The 20,176-nt window shown below is 59.9% G+C and carries 20 protein-coding genes and 2 tRNA genes; 11 read left to right on the forward strand and 11 right to left on the reverse strand.

Going from position 1 to position 20,176, the window contains the following annotated elements:
• Positions 1 to 6 precede the first annotated feature (6 nt).
• On the forward strand, positions 7 to 663 hold the full coding sequence (locus B30_RS14000) for a TadE/TadG family type IV pilus assembly protein (RefSeq protein ID WP_157789818.1): 657 nt from the start codon (positions 7 to 9) through the stop codon (positions 661 to 663).
• A 79-nt stretch (positions 664 to 742) separates the two neighbouring features.
• On the opposite strand, the gene B30_RS14005 is transcribed toward B30_RS14000, so the two are convergent.
• Positions 743 to 1,231 (reverse strand): hypothetical protein, encoded by a 489-nt coding sequence (locus tag B30_RS14005; protein WP_009572768.1) that lies wholly within the window; start codon positions 1,229 to 1,231, stop codon positions 743 to 745.
• Between the two features lie 271 nt (positions 1,232 to 1,502).
• On the opposite strand from B30_RS14005, the gene B30_RS14010 reads away from it, so the two are divergent.
• The 4 genes from B30_RS14010 to glpX all read left to right on the forward strand — a co-directional run bounded on the left by B30_RS14010 (position 1,503) and on the right by glpX (position 5,162).
• Entirely contained in the window at positions 1,503 to 1,835 is a 333-nt protein-coding gene (locus B30_RS14010; RefSeq protein WP_009572769.1) for a hypothetical protein, read from the forward strand.
• Positions 1,836 to 1,970: 135 nt separating this feature from the next.
• Complete coding sequence (locus B30_RS14015) at positions 1,971 to 3,281, forward strand: homoserine dehydrogenase (protein ID WP_009572770.1); 1,311 nt, start codon at positions 1,971 to 1,973, stop codon at positions 3,279 to 3,281.
• Between the two features lie 3 nt (positions 3,282 to 3,284).
• Entirely contained in the window at positions 3,285 to 3,869 is a 585-nt protein-coding gene (locus B30_RS14020; RefSeq protein ID WP_009572771.1) for a ceramidase domain-containing protein, read from the forward strand.
• Between the two features lie 315 nt (positions 3,870 to 4,184).
• A complete protein-coding gene (gene glpX, locus B30_RS14025; protein WP_009572772.1) occupies positions 4,185 to 5,162 on the forward strand; it encodes a class II fructose-bisphosphatase in 978 nt (325 codons plus the stop codon).
• A 272-nt stretch (positions 5,163 to 5,434) separates the two neighbouring features.
• Here the strand turns inward: glpX and B30_RS14030 are convergent, their stop codons facing one another.
• Positions 5,435 to 6,289: an endo alpha-1,4 polygalactosaminidase gene (locus tag B30_RS14030; RefSeq protein WP_009572773.1), complete on the reverse strand. Its 855-nt coding sequence runs from the start codon at positions 6,287 to 6,289 to the stop codon at positions 5,435 to 5,437.
• A 207-nt stretch (positions 6,290 to 6,496) separates the two neighbouring features.
• Between B30_RS14030 and recJ the strand changes: the two genes are divergently transcribed.
• Positions 6,497 to 8,239 carry a single-stranded-DNA-specific exonuclease RecJ gene (recJ, locus tag B30_RS14035; protein WP_009572774.1) on the forward strand — a complete coding sequence of 581 codons (1,743 nt, stop codon included), beginning with the start codon at positions 6,497 to 6,499 and terminating at the stop codon, positions 8,237 to 8,239.
• A gap of 115 nt (positions 8,240 to 8,354) precedes the next feature.
• Positions 8,355 to 8,429, forward strand: a tRNA-Glu gene (locus tag B30_RS14040).
• A gap of 127 nt (positions 8,430 to 8,556) precedes the next feature.
• Here B30_RS14040 and B30_RS14045 read toward each other — a convergent pair.
• On the reverse strand, positions 8,557 to 10,428 hold the full coding sequence (locus B30_RS14045; RefSeq protein WP_009572775.1) for a PHA/PHB synthase family protein: 1,872 nt from the start codon (positions 10,426 to 10,428) through the stop codon (positions 8,557 to 8,559).
• Between the two features lie 252 nt (positions 10,429 to 10,680).
• Between B30_RS14045 and B30_RS14050 the strand changes: the two genes are divergently transcribed.
• A tRNA-Glu gene (locus B30_RS14050) sits at positions 10,681 to 10,755 on the forward strand.
• An 81-nt stretch (positions 10,756 to 10,836) separates the two neighbouring features.
• Positions 10,837 to 10,968, forward strand: coding sequence for a hypothetical protein (locus B30_RS22670; RefSeq protein ID WP_269771048.1), 132 nt, complete (start codon positions 10,837 to 10,839; stop codon positions 10,966 to 10,968).
• An 89-nt stretch (positions 10,969 to 11,057) separates the two neighbouring features.
• Here the strand turns inward: B30_RS22670 and B30_RS14060 are convergent, their stop codons facing one another.
• Positions 11,058 to 12,824 (reverse strand): PQQ-dependent methanol/ethanol family dehydrogenase, encoded by a 1,767-nt coding sequence (locus B30_RS14060; protein WP_009572776.1) that lies wholly within the window; start codon positions 12,822 to 12,824, stop codon positions 11,058 to 11,060.
• 204 nt (positions 12,825 to 13,028) lie between these two features.
• On the opposite strand from B30_RS14060, the gene B30_RS14065 reads away from it, so the two are divergent.
• Together B30_RS14065 and B30_RS14070 are read left to right on the forward strand one after the other, a co-directional pair.
• On the forward strand, positions 13,029 to 14,018 hold the full coding sequence (locus tag B30_RS14065; protein WP_009572777.1) for an ABC transporter substrate-binding protein: 990 nt from the start codon (positions 13,029 to 13,031) through the stop codon (positions 14,016 to 14,018).
• A 5-nt stretch (positions 14,019 to 14,023) separates the two neighbouring features.
• Positions 14,024 to 14,677, forward strand: a complete 654-nt coding sequence (locus tag B30_RS14070; protein ID WP_100220119.1) for an ATP-binding cassette domain-containing protein — start codon at positions 14,024 to 14,026, stop codon at positions 14,675 to 14,677.
• A gap of 14 nt (positions 14,678 to 14,691) precedes the next feature.
• Here the strand turns inward: B30_RS14070 and B30_RS14075 are convergent, their stop codons facing one another.
• From B30_RS14075 to B30_RS14105, 7 genes are all read right to left on the reverse strand, one after another.
• Complete coding sequence (locus tag B30_RS14075; RefSeq protein WP_009572779.1) at positions 14,692 to 15,090, reverse strand: c-type cytochrome; 399 nt, start codon at positions 15,088 to 15,090, stop codon at positions 14,692 to 14,694.
• Between the two features lie 122 nt (positions 15,091 to 15,212).
• Entirely contained in the window at positions 15,213 to 15,794 is a 582-nt protein-coding gene (locus tag B30_RS14080; protein WP_009572780.1) for a tetratricopeptide repeat protein, read from the reverse strand.
• 87 nt (positions 15,795 to 15,881) lie between these two features.
• A complete protein-coding gene (locus tag B30_RS14085) occupies positions 15,882 to 16,673 on the reverse strand; it encodes an ABC transporter permease (RefSeq protein WP_009572781.1) in 792 nt (263 codons plus the stop codon).
• Positions 16,670 to 17,425 (reverse strand): ABC transporter ATP-binding protein, encoded by a 756-nt coding sequence (locus B30_RS14090; RefSeq protein WP_009572782.1) that lies wholly within the window; start codon positions 17,423 to 17,425, stop codon positions 16,670 to 16,672. The genes B30_RS14085 and B30_RS14090 overlap by 4 nt, the downstream gene beginning before the upstream one ends.
• A gap of 8 nt (positions 17,426 to 17,433) precedes the next feature.
• Positions 17,434 to 17,880 (reverse strand): hypothetical protein, encoded by a 447-nt coding sequence (locus B30_RS14095; protein WP_009572783.1) that lies wholly within the window; start codon positions 17,878 to 17,880, stop codon positions 17,434 to 17,436.
• Positions 17,881 to 17,963: 83 nt separating this feature from the next.
• Positions 17,964 to 18,923, reverse strand: a complete 960-nt coding sequence (locus B30_RS14100) for a YVTN family beta-propeller repeat protein (RefSeq protein WP_040402576.1) — start codon at positions 18,921 to 18,923, stop codon at positions 17,964 to 17,966.
• A gap of 1 nt (position 18,924) precedes the next feature.
• Positions 18,925 to 20,124 carry an ABC transporter substrate-binding protein gene (locus B30_RS14105; RefSeq protein ID WP_009572785.1) on the reverse strand — a complete coding sequence of 400 codons (1,200 nt, stop codon included), beginning with the start codon at positions 20,122 to 20,124 and terminating at the stop codon, positions 18,925 to 18,927.
• Positions 20,125 to 20,176: the final 52 nt, after the last annotated feature.

Consider the following 20,176-nt stretch of genomic DNA (forward strand, 5'->3'; position numbering starts at 1 on the left):
ATGCTCATGACCTCTCTGCGCGCCCCTTTGCTGTCTCTTGCCCGTCGCTACCAGCGCGATGACCAAGGCACATGGTCCGTCGAAGCCGTCATCATGGCGCCGTTGATCATGTTCTCTTTGGTGTTTTGTTATACGTTCTTTACTGCGTTTCAGGCCAAATCCGAGGCCAACAAAGCCAATTATACGATCTCCGATTATCTCTCGCGGCAAACCGACCCGGTCACCCCGGCCTTTCTCAACGGGACCGCAGATCTCTATCGCTTCCTCAACAACTCCGGCGACATCGACATGCGCGTCTCCGAGGTCAAGTTTTCGCTCGATAGCAATGGCAATGGCTCTTACAGTCTCGTGTGGTCCTATGCCGTGGGGGATTTCTCGCCGTTGACCACAAACAGCCTGTCCGATGTCGAAAACCGTTTGCCGCTTTTGGCCAATGGCGAAGAAGTGCTTTTGGTCGAAACCGTCCGCACCTGGTCGCCACTGTTTGACGTGGGGCTCGCGGAACTGGCCTTTGCCGACACCGTCACAACCAAACCCCGATTTGCGACACAGGTTTTGTTTGATGACGGGTCTGCCTCCTCCGGGTCCTCGAATACGGACACCACGGACGATCCCAACATGGATCAAGGCAGCGGCGGTCGCAGATATAACAGATATTACTGATTACTGACGCTTAGTGACTGATCGTTCAAAGGCCTTCCCCGCATTTTACACGGGGAGGGCGAGCACATGGCACGGTCGATCATTCGATGCGGCCAGCGCCTGAAAGACGTGCCGCAATCACATCGGCCATCGCTTTGCCCTGTCCCGCCGGTGTCACACCCCCGACACCGATCCGATGCCCCAAACGCCACCACAGACCCGGCACCCAAGCGCGCGGGTATTTGGGCCGGTCCTGTCCGGTTTTCAATCGGATCATGAAACCGTTCGAGGGCTTGAACGCAAAGGTGCCGCGCTCGACGGCGGAAATATCGTCCAACCGGCACAAAACCCGCCCTCCCTCTTCGGTCAAAGCCTCTTCGGTCAAAACCAACCCGCGCGCGGTCGCCCGCCACACCAGCCAGGCAAAGCCAAAGGCCAGCACAGCCATTGCCAAAAGCAAGGCGATCCACCCCATCCCAACCGCCTCGGGCCGCGTCGCGATCCAGACAAGCAAGGCCCCCAATGCGGCCAGCATCATTGCGGCGCTGGCGCGTCGGGCGGGTGAAGGTGTGAGGGTGAAATCGGACATTTGGGATGCTCCTGTTGGGGCGTTATTTGGGGCGTTATCGGGCTTTGGGACGCAGTTTCATCACCAGAGTCGCGCCAGAATCGCGCTGTCAAACGCTGTACAATCTTGCGATGCCTTGGCGATGCCATGGGCCTGTTGCCATTCACCTGTGCCTCAGGTTCATTGCAAAAGGCTTTAGCGCAAAAGCCGCAGAACGCAAAGCCATCTTGTTCCGACGCGTCGCAACGCGTAAAGCAAACCCAGCTTTTCTTGCGGACGGACCCTGCCGATCATGTTGCGCCATCGCCCCTTTCGCTGTTTTTATCTGACCTTGCCACTCACGGCGGCGCTTGCGGGCCTCTCTGGCTGCGCCGATCGTCCAGACCTGTCGGGCCGTGTGGCCCCCGTCGATACGACCCAGCCTTGGCCAAACCTGCTGAGTTCGCAGATGATCAGTGCCGCCCCTCCCTTGGACGAGGCTGGCACAGAGGCCGCCATGGCGTTGGCGGGAAGGGCCGCGGCCCTGGCGGCGCGGGGGCGTACCTTGTCAAAGACCCCGGTCCTGACACAGGCCGAACGCGCCCGCCTGATGGCCGCTCTCGCCCGCGCAGGCGCCCCCTCTTAACGGCCCTACGCGGTGTGTCGGCACCTGCTCGGCCATTCCGCAAAGCCCATGGCGCGGTGACCGCCATCACAGTTGCACCTCAGCTCATTCACCGCTATCAGAGCGCACATATTCTTTAGTGATGCGGAGCCTCCAATGCCGAAAACCCCTTCTGAAACCGCCCCCTTGCGCCTCGGGATTGCGGGTCTCGGCACCGTTGGCGTTGGCGTGATCAAAATCATCCAGCGCAAAGCCAATCTTTTGGCCCAACGCACCGGCCGCCCCATCGTTGTCACCGCCGTCTGCGCCCGTTCGCGCGACAAGGATCGCGGCATCGACATGTCCCATTACGCTTGGGAAGACGATCCGGTCGCCCTTGCCCTGCGCGATGATGTGGATGTGTTTGTCGAATTGATGGGCGGCTCCGATGGCCCCGCCAAGGCCGCAACCGAGGCCGCCTTGTCCGCTGGCAAAGACGTGGTCACCGCCAACAAAGCCATGCTGGCGCTCTACGGCCAAGATCTTGCCCTGCGCGCCGAAGCCAAGGGTGCGGTGCTGCGCTTTGAGGCGGCGGTCGCGGGCGGCATTCCAGTGATCAAAGCCTTGACCGAAGGCCTTGCGGGCAACCGCATTGAACGCATCGTCGGCGTGATGAACGGCACCTGCAATTACATCCTGACGCGGATGGAAAACGAAGGCCTGTCCTATGACGAGGTCTTCGCCGCCGCCAAGGCGCTTGGTTATCTCGAAGCCGATCCGACGCTTGACGTGGGCGGCATTGACGCCGGGCACAAGCTGGCCTTGCTGGCCGCAATCGGCTTTGGCACCCAGGTCGATTTTGAAAATATGGTGCTTGAGGGCATCGAACGCATCACCATCGAAGACATTCACCACGCCGCCGACATGGGCTTTCGCATAAAACTTTTGGGCGTGGCCCAGATGACCGGACGTGGCCTTGAACAGCGCATGACGCCATGCCTTGTCCCCGCCACCTCGCCTTTGGGTCAGTTGGAAAACGCCACCAACATGGTGGTGCTTGAGGGCGATGAGGTCGGTCAGATCGTGCTGCGCGGCGCGGGCGCGGGCATGGGTCCCACCGCCTCTGCCGTGATGTCCGACGTGATCGACATTGCGCGCGGTGTACGCATCCCGACCTTTGGCGTCCCTGCCGATGTGTTGGAAAAATCCACCCCCGCCGTCGCCGCAACCCCTGCACCCTATTACTTGCGCATGTCCTTGCTCGACAAACCCGGTGCCTTGGCCAAAATCGCCGCCGCTTTGGGCGATGCGGGTGTCTCCATCGACCGGATGCGCCAATATGGCCAGGAGGCCAATCCTGAGGTCGCGCCCGTGTTGATCGTCACCGACGCCACGTCGCGCAAATCCTTGGACGTGGCGCTGGACGGCATGTCGCAAACTGGCGTTTTAGCCTCTGAACCGGTCGCGATCCGTATTGAAACGGTCTGATCCATGGCGATCTGGCAGGTCTTGAACAACCCTGTCGATATTTACTGCGAGCGGCTCGATGCGTCCTTTTGGTCCGAGCCGCTCAACGCCTTATCCAACGCCGCCTTTCCCCTCGTCGCCCTTCTGATCTGGCGGGTCATGCGGGCGCGTGGGCCGATCTCAGGGATGAATACGGTGTTGACTGGCCTCTGCGCGCTGATTGGTCTGGGCTCGTTTTTGTTTCACACCTTCGCCAATCGTTGGTCCGAATGGGCCGACACCGTGCCGATCTGGAGCTTTGTCGGGCTGTATGTCTATGCGGCCCTGACCACGGAACGCGGCACATCCCGGCGCTACAAAGTGATTGCTGCCATATTGATTTCAAGCGTCACCCTCACCGTATTGTTTCTCATGGCCACAGGTGAAACCACCGACGCGAATGCCGCCGATCCGCTCAATGGCACGGGTCAATATGCCCCTGCGCTGATCGCTTTGCTGATCTTTGCCGCGGCGTCATGGCGGTTGCGCCTGGTTGCGCCTGCCGCAGGCCCCTTGGGTCTTGGCCGCCGCCGTGACCTTTCTTGCCTCTATGGCATTCCGTACCTTTGATATGGCGCTTTGCACCTCATGGCCCACGGGGACACATTTCATGTGGCATGTCCTGAATGCGGCAATGATCGGTTTTTTACTGATGGCACGGGGCATGGCGCGCCCTGCCGTCAGACCTGCCACGTCAGCGCGGTGACTGCCTATCTGGGTGGCGGATTGCGGCAAGTTGACGTAATTTTGTTACGTCCTGCCAATAAGTTAGCGCAAACAACGCCCTGTTAGCGCACACAGATGCCCGCCCGCCTTGCCCCGCCGATGAACATATGGTCATGAGGGGGAGACCATCCAATCCGTCCGTCGAAAAAGGACCATCCCATGTCAAAACCCATCGCTTTTTATGACCGCATGCTGTCGCTCGGTCTCGCCCGCGTCGCCGAACAGGCCGCCCTCGCCTCCGCCGATTTCGTCGGCAATGGTGACGAAAAAGCCGCAGACCAAGCCGCCGTGAACGCCATGCGCGAACAGCTCAACTCCCTCGACATCAAAGGCGTTGTTGTGATCGGTGAAGGCGAGCGCGACGAAGCACCGATGCTCTACATCGGCGAAGAGGTTGGCACCGGCGAAGGTCCCGCTGTGGACATCGCGTTGGACCCGCTCGAAGGCACCACATTGACCGCCAAAGACATGCCGAACGCGCTCACCGTGATCGCCATGGCACCGCGCGGCACCTTGTTGCACGCGCCGGATGTCTACATGGACAAACTGGCCATTGGGCCGGGTTACGCCAAAGACGTGGTCAGCCTCGCCATGTCCCCGACCGAACGCGTCGAAGCACTGGCCAAGGCCAAAGGCGTGCGTCCGAACCAGATCAACCTCTGTGTGCTTGAACGTCCCCGCCACGAAGACCTGATCGCCGAATTGCGCGCCACCGGCGCGTCGATCCGCCTGATCACCGATGGCGATGTGGCCGGTGTCATTCACTGTGCCGAGGCCAAAACCGGCATCGACATGTATATGGGATCCGGCGGCGCACCCGAGGGCGTTTTGGCGGCCTCTGCGTTGAAATGCATGGGCGGTCAGATGTGGGGCCAGCTTTTGTTCCGCAACGATGACGAACGCGGCCGCGCCACCAAAGCCGGCATCACCGATTTCGACAAAATCTATTCGCGCGACGAATTGGTCACCGGCGATGTGATCTTTGCCGCCACCGGCGTGACCGATGGCTCCATCGTGTCGGGCATCAAACGCGAGCCGGGCTATTTGACCACGGAAACCATCCTGATGCGGTCCAAAACCGGCTCCGTGCGCCACATGACCTACCGCAACCCGATCTCGAACGCGCATCAAATTTAAGACGCGCCAAGATCAGCACGAGGGGACGTCAACAGCACTGTTGGCGTCCTTTTCATGTGACAGACGGATTTTCATGGGTCAGTTTTTCACGGGTCAGATTTTCATGGGCCAAGCTACGCACACGGCCTCCCCCACCTGCTGACACAGATCGGCGGACTGTTGTTCGTCCAGGCCAACCTGTATCATTATGTGAAACGGGCTGCTCATCGCTGGGGCCGTCGCGCGCCCCGATCGGAGCCCCTGCCACCGGCCTGTCCCGCGGGACTTGCCTTCTATCCTGCAGAACAAAGCTCGAAAACATATCCGGCTTGCCCCGGCCCCACGAGGTTGTGGTCGCGCAGGACCGTCAGAGTGGGCTGATCCGGCAGCTTGCACAGCGCCGCGAAGGACCCTGCTTTGCCCAATGCCCCGTCATATTCCACATCAATGTGATTGGCCCCATAGTGGTCGCGGTAGACCCCACATTCGCCCCAGGCCGCACATTCTTCGCTAATGACAAAATCAAAGCCCGCTCCCGGCCCACGCGCGCCCAGATCCGGCGCGTTCTTTTGCCCTGCCGCCAGACCAAGCCCATGCGCCACATCCACAAGCGTCGTTGCCAAGGCGATATTGCCATCGACGGTGAGCGTTTCGAACCGCGTCCAACTGTCCAAATTGTCGAATTCCACGGCATCAAAGCCTTTGGCCGCACATAGCTCTATCGTGCCCCGCGCCGCGTCCGCGATCTGCGCGCGCGTCGCTTCGGTTCGGGTATCAAGCACATATTCATCCGGCCACCCCGGATCGGCAACAAGATTGCCATCGTCATCGCGCAAGAGCGCATTCGGATGATGGGAAAGCCACCACTGCAACCTACCGGGCTGGGTCTGAAAAACGTTCACGTAGCAGATATTATAACGCCCGGCGCTTGGCTCCGCCGTGCTGTCACGCACAACCACGCTCACGCGATCCTCCGGGGGATAGGCACCTCCCAACTGGTAGTCGACCGCGCCGTCGCTCGGCAACATTTGCCACCCCGGTTTTGCCAGGCTGGCGCAGGGCAGAGCCCAAGCAACAGCGACCATGACAGACATCGGAGCAACAAAGCGTGTCAGCCTATTCCAAACGTGATCCAATTGGTCCGGCATACCCGAACTCCCCTCTGCGCGCCTTAGGTGACTTCCCTCGAAAACACCTTAGTGATGTCTGATACACTGTCTCGCCCCCTCACCAAAGGCAAATACATGCCTCGGTTGCAAACCCGAACGAGCATAAGGCCCATCATCCCCAATGCGCTCGGCATCGCCACATAAGGCCCCGTTGCTCTACCTGCGCAAAAGCGCCATATAGAGCGGATGAGCGATTTTCTGGACGTCACAACCTCCTTGACCGCCCGCCGCTGGGTCGGTCCCACCGATGATCTGATGCGTCAGGCGGAGGCCTTGGCCCAGCACACCGGCCTGCCCGTTGCCCTGTGCCAGACATTGGCGCGCCGGGGCGTGTCGGCCGAGGAGGCGGAGCGGTTTTTGGACCCGAAGCTCAAGGACTTGCTGCCCGATCCACTGACATTGAAAGACATGGGCAAAGCCGCCGCGCGGTTTTTGGCAGCGTTGAAATCCCGCCAACGCATCGCGGTGTTTGCCGATTATGACGTCGATGGCGGCACCTCTGCGGCGCTGTTGCTGACGTGGTTGCGCGACATGGGGCATCAGGCGACGCTTTACATTCCCGACCGGATTGATGAGGGCTATGGCCCGAATGAGCCCGCGATGGCGGCGCTGGCACAGGACCACGATCTGATTGTGTGCGTCGATTGCGGTACGCTTTCTCATGGTCCGATTGCAGCAGCTATCGACGCGGATGTGATTGTTTTGGATCACCATTTGGGCGGCGAGACCTTGCCCGACTGTGTTGCCGTGGTGAACCCGAACCGCCAAGATGAGAGCGGCGACCTGGCCCATCTTTGTGCCGCCTCCGTGGTGTTTTTGATGCTGGTCGAGGTCAACCGTTTGATGCGTGCCGAGGGACAAAAAGGCCCCGATCTGATCGCTGCGCTTGATCTTGTGGCGCTGGCCACGGTCGCCGATGTCGCGCCGCTGATTGGTGTCAACCGCGCGCTGGTGCGGCAAGGGCTTAAGGTCATGGCCGGGCGGCATCGCATCGGGTTGCGAGCGCTTGCGGATGTGGCCCGGATGGACACCGCCCCGACCTCTTATTCGCTGGGTTTTCTGTTAGGTCCTCGGATCAACGCCGGCGGCCGGATTGGCGCGGCGGATTTGGGCGCGCGGCTTTTGGCCACCCAAGACCCGAATGAAGCTCAAGCGCTGGCCGAACGGCTGGATCAGCTCAACACCGAGCGGCGCGAGATTGAAAACGCCGTGCGTGCGGCGGCGATTGCGCAGGCTGAGGCACGCGGGCTTGACGGTCCGCTGGTCTGGGCTGCGGGCGAGGGCTGGCATCCCGGCGTGGTCGGCATCGTTGCCTCCCGCCTGAAAGAATCGTCCAACCGCCCCGCCATTGTCATCGGCTTTGACGGCGATGAGGGCAAAGGCTCTGGCCGCTCTATTTCGGGCGTCGATCTGGGCGCGTCGATCCAGAAACTGGCCGCCGAGGGGCTTTTGGTCAAAGGCGGCGGGCATAAGATGGCGGCGGGTTTGACCGTGATGCGGGAGACATTGGAACCCGCGATGGAACGCCTGTCTGAATTGCTTGCCAAACAGGGGGCGGGCGACGGCGGGCCGGCGGATTTGAAACTCGACGGGATGTTGATGCCCGGTGCCGCCACGATTGACCTGATCACCCGGCTTGAGGCCGCTGGGCCGTTTGGGGCCGCCGCCCCTGCCCCGCGCTTCGCGTTTCCGTCCTGTGCGATCCATTTCGCCCGACGCATTGGCGAGAGCCATCTGAAAATCAGCTTTTCCGACGGGCTGGGTCCGCGTTTGGAGGCGATTTGTTTTGGCGCTTATGATGGCCCTCTGGGTCCGGCGCTTGAATCGCATGCGGGCGCGCGATTCCACTTGGCCGGGCGGCTTGAAATCAACACTTGGGGCGGGCGGCAATCGGTGCAATTGCGCCTTGAGGACGCGGCGCGGGCGTGAAGGCCCGCGTGACGCATCTTCTCTGTCACCAAGTTGTAAGATTCTGCCGCCAATGCGCAAAATTCCTCTTGCGCCTACGCGGCTGCCCGTCTAAACACCCGCTCACACCAAGCGCGGTCCATTCGTCTATCGGTTAGGACGCCAGGTTTTCAACCTGGAAAGAGGGGTTCGATTCCCCTATGGACTGCCACTTATCCCCCTCCTCATATGTCTGAATGACGTCTGGCACTGTGAACGGTGTCGGTCTTATGTTGTCTGTCCTGTCCTGATCGCGAGACGGAGACCTGAGGGGGACAAATGCCCCCTCTCCTTCCAGGTCACGCCTGAAACACATAGGTCCCCGGTGCAGCGCAGATCGGCGCATAGCCCGCCTCGGGACGCCCCATCGGCGGCACATCCCCCAGCGGGCCGGAGCGCTCTTTCAGCCACTGCGCATGGGCGATCCACCAAGACCCATCCTGCGCAGGCACCGCCTCTTGCCATTCCTCCGCATCACGGAACGGCGCATCAAACGCCGTGATCGCCATACGGAAATGGCGGCCCGGATGACCGGGTTCTGTGACGATCCCGGCATTGTGCCCGCCATTGGTGAGGACAAAGGTCACATCGGCGTCGGCAAAGCGGTGGAATTTATAGACCGATTTCCACGGGGCCACATGGTCATCCTCGGTGCCGACCGCAAAAATCGGCGCGCGGATGTCGGAGATCGCAACAGGTTTGCCCGCCACCTCATAGCGCCCTTCGGCGAGATCATTGTTCAAAAACAACTGGCGCAGGTACTGCGCGTGCATCGTATAGGGCAACCGCGTGCCATCGGCATTCCACGCCAGAAGATCGAACATCTTCATCCGCTCGCCCATCAGATAATCATGGACATTACGCGACCAGATCAAATCGGCCGAACGCAACAGGCGGAAGGCGCCGCCCATCTGCTCCGTCGACAAATAGCCCTGATCCCACATCATGTCTTCGAGGAAATTGACCTGACTGTCATTGATGAACAGGGTCAATTCGCCCGCTTCGGTGAAATCCGTTTGCGCGGCCAAAAACGTCAGCGTTTTAAACCGCGGATCACCATCGCGCGCCATCGCCGCGGCCGCAATCGCCAAGAGCGTACCGCCAAGACAATAGCCCAAACCATGCACATGATCGGACCCGGTGATCGCCTGAACGGCGTCCAAGGCGTCCATGATGCCCAAGGAACGGTAATCCTCCATGCTCAGATCGCGGTCCTCGGCCTCCGGGTTGAGCCAAGAGATCATGAACACGCTAAACCCCTGCCCGGTCAGAAATTTGACCATCGAATTTTCGGGCGACAGGTCCAAAATGTAATATTTCATGATCCAGGCGGGGACGATCAGGATCGGCTCGGGGTGGACCTGATCCGTCGTGGGCGCATATTGGATCAGCTCGATCAAGCGGTTGCGATAGACCACCTGACCGGGGCGGGTCGCCAAATCGCGGCCAAGTTGAAAGGCCTCAAGGTCGGGCGATTTTTCTTTGGTCACATAGCGCGTGACGTCTTCACCAAAATTTTGCGCCCCACGCACAAGGTTCATCCCCCCCTGCGCCAGCGTCGCCTGCAAGACTTCGGGGTTGGTCAGGGGCAAGTTTGACGGCGACATCATATCGAGCACCTGACGCGCCAAAAACGCCATCACATTTTCATGCTGTTTCGTCATGCCCGGCACATCGGTCATCGCGTTGTGCCACCATTGTTGTTGCAGCAAAAACGACTGATACATCATATTGAACGGCCATTTTTGCCAGGACGGATCGCGAAACCGGTGGTCCTGTGGCAGGCTTTCGATACAGGGTTGTACGTCAGCCCCCGACAGGCATCGCCCGGCATATTGCATCTGGCGAGAGGCCTTTTTCCCGGCTTTCTCGACCAGTTCCAATTGTTTGCCGGGAGCTGTTGCCAGATGGGTCAGCCAATCCGCCCAAGCCGCCGCCAATGCGGATGGGGCAATGCCCATGGTCACCCGCGCCATTGCGGCATGGGCCGCCTTGTCCATCACGTTGTAGACGCTGAAATCCTGATCTACGTCACGTTGCGGCGTGTGGGGAAGCCTTGGCACTGTGGCCATGCTGTCACGCGTCGCATCCGCCTCAACCAAAGCGATTTTGGCCGCAGGTCTTCGAGGGGCATCGACTTTGGGTGTCGTCGTTTTGATCTGGCTTGGCATCACATCCTCCACTCACTCAAGGCGGGATTGCCCGCAATTTAGGGGTATTTTCGCCCGTTTCACGCGTCAGGACACTGATTTCGGTCAAGCCCCATTCTACTCAGCCAAATTCCGCCAGAGCGCGCCCCAAGCCGCCCGTGACCGCCGATCTTTCTGGCCTGTCCTCTGTCGCAAAAGAAAATCGCGCAATTGTCTCGAAACCCTCTTGCGCTTCGCTCTCATGCCGTCTAATTAGCCGCCTACCAAAAGCGCGGTCCATTCGTCTATCGGTTAGGACGCCAGGTTTTCAACCTGGAAAGAGGGGTTCGATTCCCCTATGGACTGCCACTTTATTCCCTCAGATGTGTCATACTGTCCTTGGCGCTGTTGCGCGGCGCTATGTGGTGTCCCCGCCGAGGTCAACCCGCCTTGATCGACCTTGAGTATGACGCCTTTGGTGCCTCCTTCGACACGTCAAACATGCGGACACACCCTCTCACCCAAACCGATCTTTTGGCCCATCAGGCACGGATCAAAGGCCTGCCGCCAAACGGCAGATAAGCCCACGCAGATCAGCACAAAGAAAACCCCGCCACGGAAGAACCGCAGCGGGGCCAGAGGTGCCTGAGCACCGATTTATTGCGATAGGATCAGTTCGCCATGGCCAGTTGTTTCGGCAATTTGAAGGTCCAGACCGTGCCACCTTGGTTCAGGTAGTTGACCTTTTTGGCCACTTCACCGCCCCAAAGCGGAACCGCACCACCCCAGCCGGAGACAACGGTGACATATTGTTCGCCGTCCATTTCAAAGGTCACAGGCTGACCAACGATGCCGGAGCCGGTTTGGAACGACCAAAGTTTCTCGCCGGTCTCATCGTCAAGCGCGATGAATTCCCCTTCAGGCGTGCCGAAGAACACGAGGCCACCCGCCGTGGTCATCACACCACCCCAAAGCGGGGCTTCGTTTTGGAAGTCCCATTTGATCTCGCCGGTTTCCGGCTGGATCGCTTTCAAAGACCCGATGTGGCTTTCAAAGATCGGTTTGATGGTAAAGCCCGCGCCAAGGTAAGCCGCGCCTTTTTTATAGGAAATCGGCTCGTTCCAGATGTCCATGCCCCATTCGTTCGACGGCACATAGAACAGACCGGTCTTTTGGCTGTGCGCCATCGGCATCCAGTTTTTGCCCCCCAAGAAGGACGGAACCGAGAACACCATCTCGCCCTTTTCCGCCTCAAGTGGGTTGCCCGGACGGGCCTCTTCGACGTAGATCGGACGTCCGGTTTCATCAATCCCTTTGGCCCAGGTGATGTCAGAGACAAACGGGGTTGCGTTCACAAACGCGCCGTCTTCGCGGTTCAACACGTAGAAGAAACCGTTGCGGTCGGCGGTGGCGAACCGTTTGTTGCCGTCTTTGTCGGTAAAGGCCACAACCTCGTTCACCCCGTCAAAGTCCCAGCCTTCGCGCGGCGTGGTCTGGAAGTGCCATTTGATTTCGCCGGTGGCCGGATCAATGCCCAAACGCGATGCGGCGTACAGGTTGTCGCCACTGTTGCCCTCGGTCGGTGTGCCCGCGTTGCGCAGATGCGAGTTCCACGGCGCCGGGTTACCCGTACCAAAAACCAATGTGTTGGTGTCAGCGTCATAAGAGCCGCCAAGCCAGGTCGCACCGCCGCCGGTTTTCCACATATCACCCGGCCAGGTCGCGTTCAGCGTCCCGGTCATGGTGCTCTCTTCGCCATTGAGCGTGCCCATGTGACCTTCGATCACCGGACGCGTCCAAACCATTTCACCGGTTTCCGCATCGCGTGCCTGTACTTCGCCGACGATGCCAAATTCACCGCCGGAGTTACCGGTGATGACCAGACCGTTCACGATCAACGGCGCGGCTGTGTAGGAATAGCCTTCTTTGTAGTTGGCGATCTTTTTGTTCCATTTCACATCGCCGGTTTTCAGATCCAGCGCCACGATGCGCGCGTCCAACGTGCCGAAATAGATGTTGTCGCCATAAATCGCACCGCCACGGTTGATCACGTCACAGCAGGGCAAAATGCCTTCGGGCAGTCGGGCGTCATATTGCCAGATTTCTTTGCCGTTGGTCATGTCGATCGCATAAAGGCGCGAATAGGACCCGGTCACATACATGATGCCGTCATGCACCAAGGGCTGGGTCTCTTGCCCGCGCTGCTTTTCACCACCGAGGCTGAAGGCCCAGGCCGGAACGAGGTTTTTCACGTTGTCTTTGTTGAGCGTCTCAAGCGGCGAATAGCGTTGCAGATCACGCCCCATGCCGTTGGTCAAAATGTCGCCCGGTGTGTTGGCGTCGTTCAGCAGATCCTCTTCGGTGACGCCCGCCCAGGCGCTTCCCGCAAGACCGAACGCCAGAACAGCCGCAGATGCGGCAGATAGAAACCTGTTCATGTGTTTTCCTCCCATGGATGACCAGATGCGCGCTCCCTCTTGGACCCGCGCAGATAAAGCCTGACCAATGATCACCAAAGCGAGGCCCTGTCCGAAATTGGCCATTGGTCGTAGGCCGCATGCGACCCCGGGGTCGTTTCCCATCCTTTGGTCGTATTGTGCCACGCCCGCGCGCTCCTACTCTGAGATCAGGGAGGATCAACCATGACCAAATTCACCAAAGGCCTCGCGGCCCTTGCCACAGCCGCGGCTTTGAGTGCCGCCTTTTCCGTGCCATCCAAGGCCGAAGATTTGCCAAAACTCAAAGCGGCGCTGCAAATGTCCGGCACCGTCGCCTGGGAGGTGGACACCATCCATCATTACGGCTTTGACGCCGCTCAGGGCTTTACCCTTGAGGCGCTTGATGTCGCGGGCTCCCCCGCCTCACGTGTGGCGCTGGCGGCGGGCGAAGTCGATATGATCGTCGCCGATTGGCTCTGGGTTGCGGCCCAACGCGCCGAGGGCAAGGATTACGTTTTCGTCCCCTATTCCAAAGCCGTGGGCGGGCTCTATGTGCCCAAGGACAGCCCTGCCCAAACCATTGCCGATCTGGCAGGCGGCAAAATCGGCATAGCTGGTGGGCCGAATGACAAAAGCTGGCTGATCCTGCGCGCCTTTGCGGCCCAGACTGAGGGGCTCGATCTGGCAGCCAACACCGAACAGGTCTACGGCGCACCGCCTTTGATTTTCAAATCCGCCCTCTCCGGCGAGTTGGACGGCGCGATTAATTTTTGGCATTTTGGGGCCAAAATGGACGCCGCCGGGATGCGGCTTTTGACCTCCACCTCCGAGGCCGCCGTGGCGCTAGGGTTAAACCCGGACACGCCGCTTTTGGGCTATGTTGTGCGCGGTGAGGTGTTGAAAAACCACCCGGAACTGGTCGCCGGACTGGCCGCCGCGTCACGTCAGGCCAAAGATCTTTTGGCCACAGATGACGCCGCTTGGGATCGCCTGCGCCCGGAGATGAATGTCAAAACCGACGCGCAATTTGCAGCACTCAAAACCGGATGGATCGACGGTATTCCGCCAAAGGGTCCGGTGTCTGATGCCGATGCGGCCAAGATGCTCGATCTGATGGCGCAGCTCGGCGGCGTGGATTTGGTGGGCCAGGCCACAACCCTGCCTGAGGGCACATTCTACCATCCCGGCACATGAAGCTGATGCCGATTACCATCCCCACGCCCCCTACTCTCAGTGGGGGCGTGCGCGTTGATCTGCGCTCGGCCCATGCCGGCGGGCAACAGATTCTCGGGCCGATTTCGTTTTCGATCGCGCCCGGTGCCTCCCTTGCTCTCGTCGGACCCTCGGGCGTGGGAAAATCGACGCTGTTGCGGGTGATTTGCGGGCTGCATTCCGATTATGACGGCAGTTGCGAGCGCCCAGAGCGCATCAGCACCGTGTTCCAGGAACCGACCCTTTTGCCGTGGCGCAGCGCCTTGGACAATCTGACCCTGACCACCCGCATCGACGCGCCGAACGCGCGGCAGTGGTTGGCGCAGGTGGGTCTTTCGGATCATGCCGATCTGTTCCCCGGTCAGCTCTCATTGGGTCAACAGCGCCGCTTGGCCTTGGCCCGCGCCTTTGCCGCCGCCCCCGATCTGTTGCTGATGGATGAAGCCTTTGTGTCGCTCGACCCACAGCTCGCCGATGAGATGATGCGCCTGTTTGAGACCCTGTGCGCGCATCATGTCACCACGACAATTCTGGTCACCCACGACCCGAAAGAGGCGGCCCGGCTGTGCGATCGGGTGTTGATCCTTGGCGGGCGGCCCGCACAGGTCCAGACCGCCAACCTCTCTGAACTCACAACTTGATTAAACGACGAGGATCATTCGGAAATCGACGCCAGATAGGTGACGATGAAATCCTGAACCGTCGCATCCACAACACCGACATGGCGCATTTTCGTGCCCGGCACCAAGCCATCATTGTCTTCCATCCACGCCCGGATCGCGCCTGCGGTCCAGGTGAAATTGGCGTTTTTCAGGGCGTCCGAATAGGGATAACCCTCAAAGCTACCGGCTTTGCGGCCGATCACCCCGGTCAACAACGGGCCATAGCTGGCGCGGTCGGCATCGACCGAGTGGCAGCGGTGGCATTCCTTGTCAAAAAACTCTGCCCCGGCGGCGGCTTTGATCGCGTCATATTCACCCGCAACGGCTGAGGTGCCAAGCGTGGCGGCAAAGAGTGCGGGGATCAGATGTATGGCGATTTTGATGGCTTTCATGGCGGACTCCTATGGCATGTTCATGCCCAAGATCGCCCTTTCCACCGCGCAAGGTGTTGATGTACATCAACAAAGCCCCCCGACCTTGGTCGCAGTCCACCTACGACTTTGGTCGTACCCCCTTAGAACAGGTTCAAATAGCGCCATTCATCCGCATCCGGCGTCACCTCGTCCAGATCATACTCCGCACTTTGCAGTCGCTGCGCCACGTCCAAACCGTCCCGCGCCGCCTCATCGACCATGGCGCGCCCCGCCGCCTCGTCGCGCGCCACGCCCCAGCCGCGCATCAAATCCAACCCGTGGTTGAATTTGCCAACTGGATCGCCCGCCTCCGCCGCCTTGCGGTTCCAGTCCGCCGCCGCTTCCAAATCCTGTGGCCCGCCCAGACCTCGATCATCGAGCTGGCTCATCCATGTCATCGCCCCGGTCCAGCCGTGATCGGCACAGCTTTTAAACAGCTCGCGCGCCATCTCGTGACGACCTGATTTGGTCACCAAATAGCCCTGAGAACAAATCACCATCCCGGTGTCGCCATTGCGGATGCTCTCCATCACCTGCGCCATCGACATCTCATGCGGGTTGAGTGTGCCCTGCTCGTTCACCTCGGTGTCCGGGCCAAGCTGCATGGCTAAGTCTTGGGTTAAATCTTCGGCCAAAACGGGCGCCGCCGCGGCAAGCGCCATCGCCAAAATTACAATCTTCATGTGAAATCCTCCCGCGCCCATGGTGCCAGAGCGCGTGGCTTTGTCCCATCCGACCAAAGTGGCGGATTTTCTACAACCTGCGCGCGTTTAACCCTTGCGCCCCATCGTCCGCTTGCCCGGATCATAGCCCCACAGCGCCAGCGCCATAAACACCACCACCGCTGCCACGGTGATGGCCCAATCCAAAGGATCGGCCTTGAGATAAAGCGCAAATCGGATCGTTTCGACTCCATGCGAAAACGGGTTGATCGCGCAAATCCACCACAAAAGCTCAGAGGCCTCGGCCATTTTCCAAAGCGGGTACAGCGCCGTGGAGAGGAAAAACATCGGGAAAATCACGAAATTCATCACCCCCGCAAAATTTTCCAAGCTACGAATGGTCGAAGAGAGCGCAATCCCCAAAGCCCCCACCATCAGCGCGCATAAAAACATCGCAGGCAGGGCCGCGACATAGCCCATTGGCGAAAAGCGGATGCCGTAGAGGGCGCAAATTGCCAAGAATACAACGGCTTGCAGCACCGAAATCACCGCCCCCGCCATCAGTTTACAACTCAACAGCCACCAGCGCGGCAAGGGCGCGGTCAGCAAAAGCCGCATCGTCCCCATCTCGCGATCCATCACCAAAGACAGCGAAGATTGCATGCCGTTGAACAGCAAAATCATCGCGCAGAGCCCCGGCACGATGTAGGTTTCATAGCTGATATAGGTCTCGTAAGGCGGCGTGATCGACAAGCCCAAAGCCGCGCGAAACCCCGCGGCAAAGACAAAAAGCCACATCAAAGGCCGCACCAAAGCGGCGATCATCCGGGCGCGTTGGCCGAAAAACCGCAGCGCTTCGCGATGGCAAATGGCGATAAGGGCGGTGACATAATGCCTCATGCGGGCTGTCTTTCGCCGGTCAACTCGCCAGTCAACCCGCCCGTGAGTGCGAGGAAATGTTGGGTCAGCTCCGGCCCGACCTGCTCGGCCACACCGCGCTCGATCACCCGCCCCCGATGCAGCACCACCAAGGCATCCTGCGCGTGGACCTCGTCGGTCAAATGCGTCGCCCAAAGTACGGCGAGCCCGCTGTCGCGCGCCAATTGATGCACATGGGCGACCAAATCCGCCCGCGTCTGCGCATCCAACCCCACGGTCGGCTCATCCAGCAACAAGACTTCGGGCCGATGCATCAAAGCGCGGGCAATTTCCAGCCGCCGCCGATGCCCGCCGTTGAGATCGCGCACCCGTTCCGAACCGCGTTCGACCATCGCCAGCCGATCCAACGCCTCAGACGCGGCCAGTTTGGCGGCGCGCCCGGTGATCCCGTGCAGACCCGCGAAATACAACATGTTGCGCCAGACCGTCAGATCGAGATCCAGCGTCGGCTGCTGAAACACCACACCCATGCGCGCGAGAGCCTTGAGCGGCGCGCGGCTCATGTCATGTCCGGCAACCTCCACCCGGCCCGATTTGGGCGCGAAAAGTCGGGTGAGAATGCCAAAAAGCGTTGATTTTCCTGCGCCATTTGGTCCCAGAAGGGCACAAAACTGGCCGGGGTCGACCGAAAAACTCACTTGGTCCAAAGCGGGCGGATGATCGGAACGTCCGGCGTAGAGATGAGTGACTTTATCAACGACAAGCCCGGCCATGATTTCCCCTATTCTATTATGATTTCAAGGCGTTGCAAATCACCTGTTGCTTTGGGCACATGCAAATCATAGGTCCCCGGCTTGATCGCGACAAACCCGATTTCCATCACCCCCGCCTCGTCAAATTCGACGCTGTCAATCCCCAAAGGGCGGATTTCCAAGCCCTCGATGACAATCTCGTCAATCCAGATGGCGCGGAAAAACCCCGCCCCTTCAAGGCCAAGCTCTTGTGACCCGTCGGCTTCGATTTCGATCTCGTAATAGGTGCCGGATTTAAGATGCAACGGGGCGTCGGCCAAGGGTTGGCCTGCGGACAAAAGGATGGGCGGCAGGGTTTCGGAATTGCTCGCCGACAGGATACCGGCCATGCCGAATTTTACGTCATCATCGCCGTCATCATCGGCAAAGGCGGGACTGGCTGCGATCAATGCGACGGCTAAAATTGGGAAACGCATAGTAAAACTCCTCTTTCGTATTGTTGTCGTCTCTAAGCCACTCACTGGTCCGATCACGGACGCATGGCGGCCCGCATATCTGATTAGGGCCGCATGGCGGCCCCCCAAGGAAACCGCCCAACCTTGATGGATTTGATTGCCTCGCGTTTGGCCACATCAATCACCGTCACATCGCCGCTCACCCCGTTTGTGGTGAACAAAAGCCGATGATCCGGGCTAAAGGCCATGTGCCAGACCCGCCGTCCGGTCAGGATATAGCCCTCAACCTCAAGCGTCTCAGTGTTGACCACGGCAACATGATTGGACGGCCCAAGGGCGACAAAGGCGGTCTTTTGATCCGGGGTCAGTTCAAACCCCACTGGCTGGATCAAGTCAGGATGCACCCCTTTGATCTCAAAATGGATCTTTCCGATTTCATTCTGATTCCCGGTGTCAAACACCGAAATCGTCCCGCCGATCTCCGAGCTCACCCAAAGCTCGGTCCCGTCTTTGACGAATTCAGCGTGGCGTGGACGGGAATCGACCAAGGTGTTGGCGTAAATCTCATGGCTCTCGGTGTCGATCCAATGCGCCATATTGGTGGTCTCGGAGGTGGTGATCACCGTCTTGCCATCGGGCGATACGGCCATGCCTTCGGGTTCAATCCCAACGTTGATTTGCGCCACCACCGTGCGGCTGTCGACATCGACCACCGTGGTCACCGCATCGTCTTCGTTGGCGATCCACAGGTGTCGGTCGTCCGGGTGCAACACGAATTGCTCCGGGTCCTCGCCCGAAGGCAGATCAAACAGGATCTCCCCCGTTTCCGGGTCCATCACCTGCACCGCATCACTGTCAGAGGCGCAGATGTAAAGCCTTGTGAAATCGGCATTAAACGTGATCCCACGCGGGCGTTCGCCAGTTTTGAGCGTGCGGATCACCTCCAAAGTGTCGATGTCGATCACCGACAGCGTGTCGTCCTTTTCGTTGCTCACCCAAATCTCGGCGGCCAAGGCGGGCTGTGCCAAACAGGCGGTCAAAAGCCCCGCGTATATCACTCTCATCTTACTCTCCAAAGGCATGACATTCACTTTCCGGCTGATCTGTTCCCAACGTGTCCAAAGGGTTACGCGGGTGTTCAAACCCCTCCAAAGGCGCTGCAGCGACCTGTGCATGGGCGTTGACCACGGGCACGGGTTGGCGCATCTGGCCGTTCCAATTGCGAAAGCTCAAAGGGCGGCCTTGGAACCCGGCCAATTCAAACCCATCCGACAAAAGATAATCGTGCAGCGCCCCCGCCTCCGCCGTCCCGGTCCGCGTCACCGCCTCGCCCAGGGCACGCACGGCCGCCCAGGCCGCATAATCGCGCGGTGTCATCGCGCGCCCGGTCATATCGGTGAACCGCGACTGAAGCTGTGCCGCGCCCCATTGCTCGATCACCGGCGCCCAAGCCACAGCGGTCAAGCCGCCCGCCCCCGCCACCGGACGCGGTTCCCATGTATTGTGTTCGATGTAGCGGGCAAAATCGTCATGGGCGTCGGCGATCAACACCACGTCATGCGATTTGAATCCTTGGGTCAGCAAAGGCACCTCGCGGCTCGCGGCGCGCCGCAGATCGCTGTCAAAGGTCCATGTCGTCTCGGAGACGATCTTGAGGCCAAATTTCTGCGCCGCCTGACGGTAGCTCTGCGCCCGCGCCTTGTCCTCGGCGGTTGGACCCACGATCATCGCCAGCTTCGTCCAGCGTTTGCTCAGCAAAACCTGCATCAACGCATCCGCCGCCATGCTGTCTTCCAAGGCCGTGTGCAGCAGATTTGTGCGGCACGACGCCCCGCGCAACGCCGCGTCTCCACTGGCGGCATTGATCAGAATCGCGCCCTTGGCCTCGGCCAAATCCGCCACAGCCAGCGCCGCCTCAGAGGACATGTCCAACACCACAACGCGGGTCTTGGCCAACATGTCCCGCGCCGCCGCCGCGACATCGGCCGCGAGGGCCTCAGGCGCAAGGCTGACCACATCCAACGCATAGGAATGGCCCAAAAACCCGCCCGTTGTTTGATTGTCCTTCACGCCAAGTTCGGCGCCCTCAATACCACGCCGCGCGGGCACCGGGTCCAAGCCCGACAATACCGGATGCGCGGGTTCTTCAAGCCGCAAATAGCCGATCGTCAGATCCAGATCAGCCGCCTGTCCGCCTGTCTGCACGCAAAGCGCACAGAGCAATCCGGCAGCCGCCACGCGAAATGTGCGCCGCATATGTGTCATTGTCGTCCTCCCGTGCTCTCACCTTAAATTCCGGCTCTGCTCCGCCGAAATG

It is taken from the genome of Celeribacter baekdonensis B30, assembly GCF_000299875.1.
Classification (GTDB): Bacteria; Pseudomonadota; Alphaproteobacteria; order Rhodobacterales; family Rhodobacteraceae; genus Celeribacter; species Celeribacter baekdonensis_A.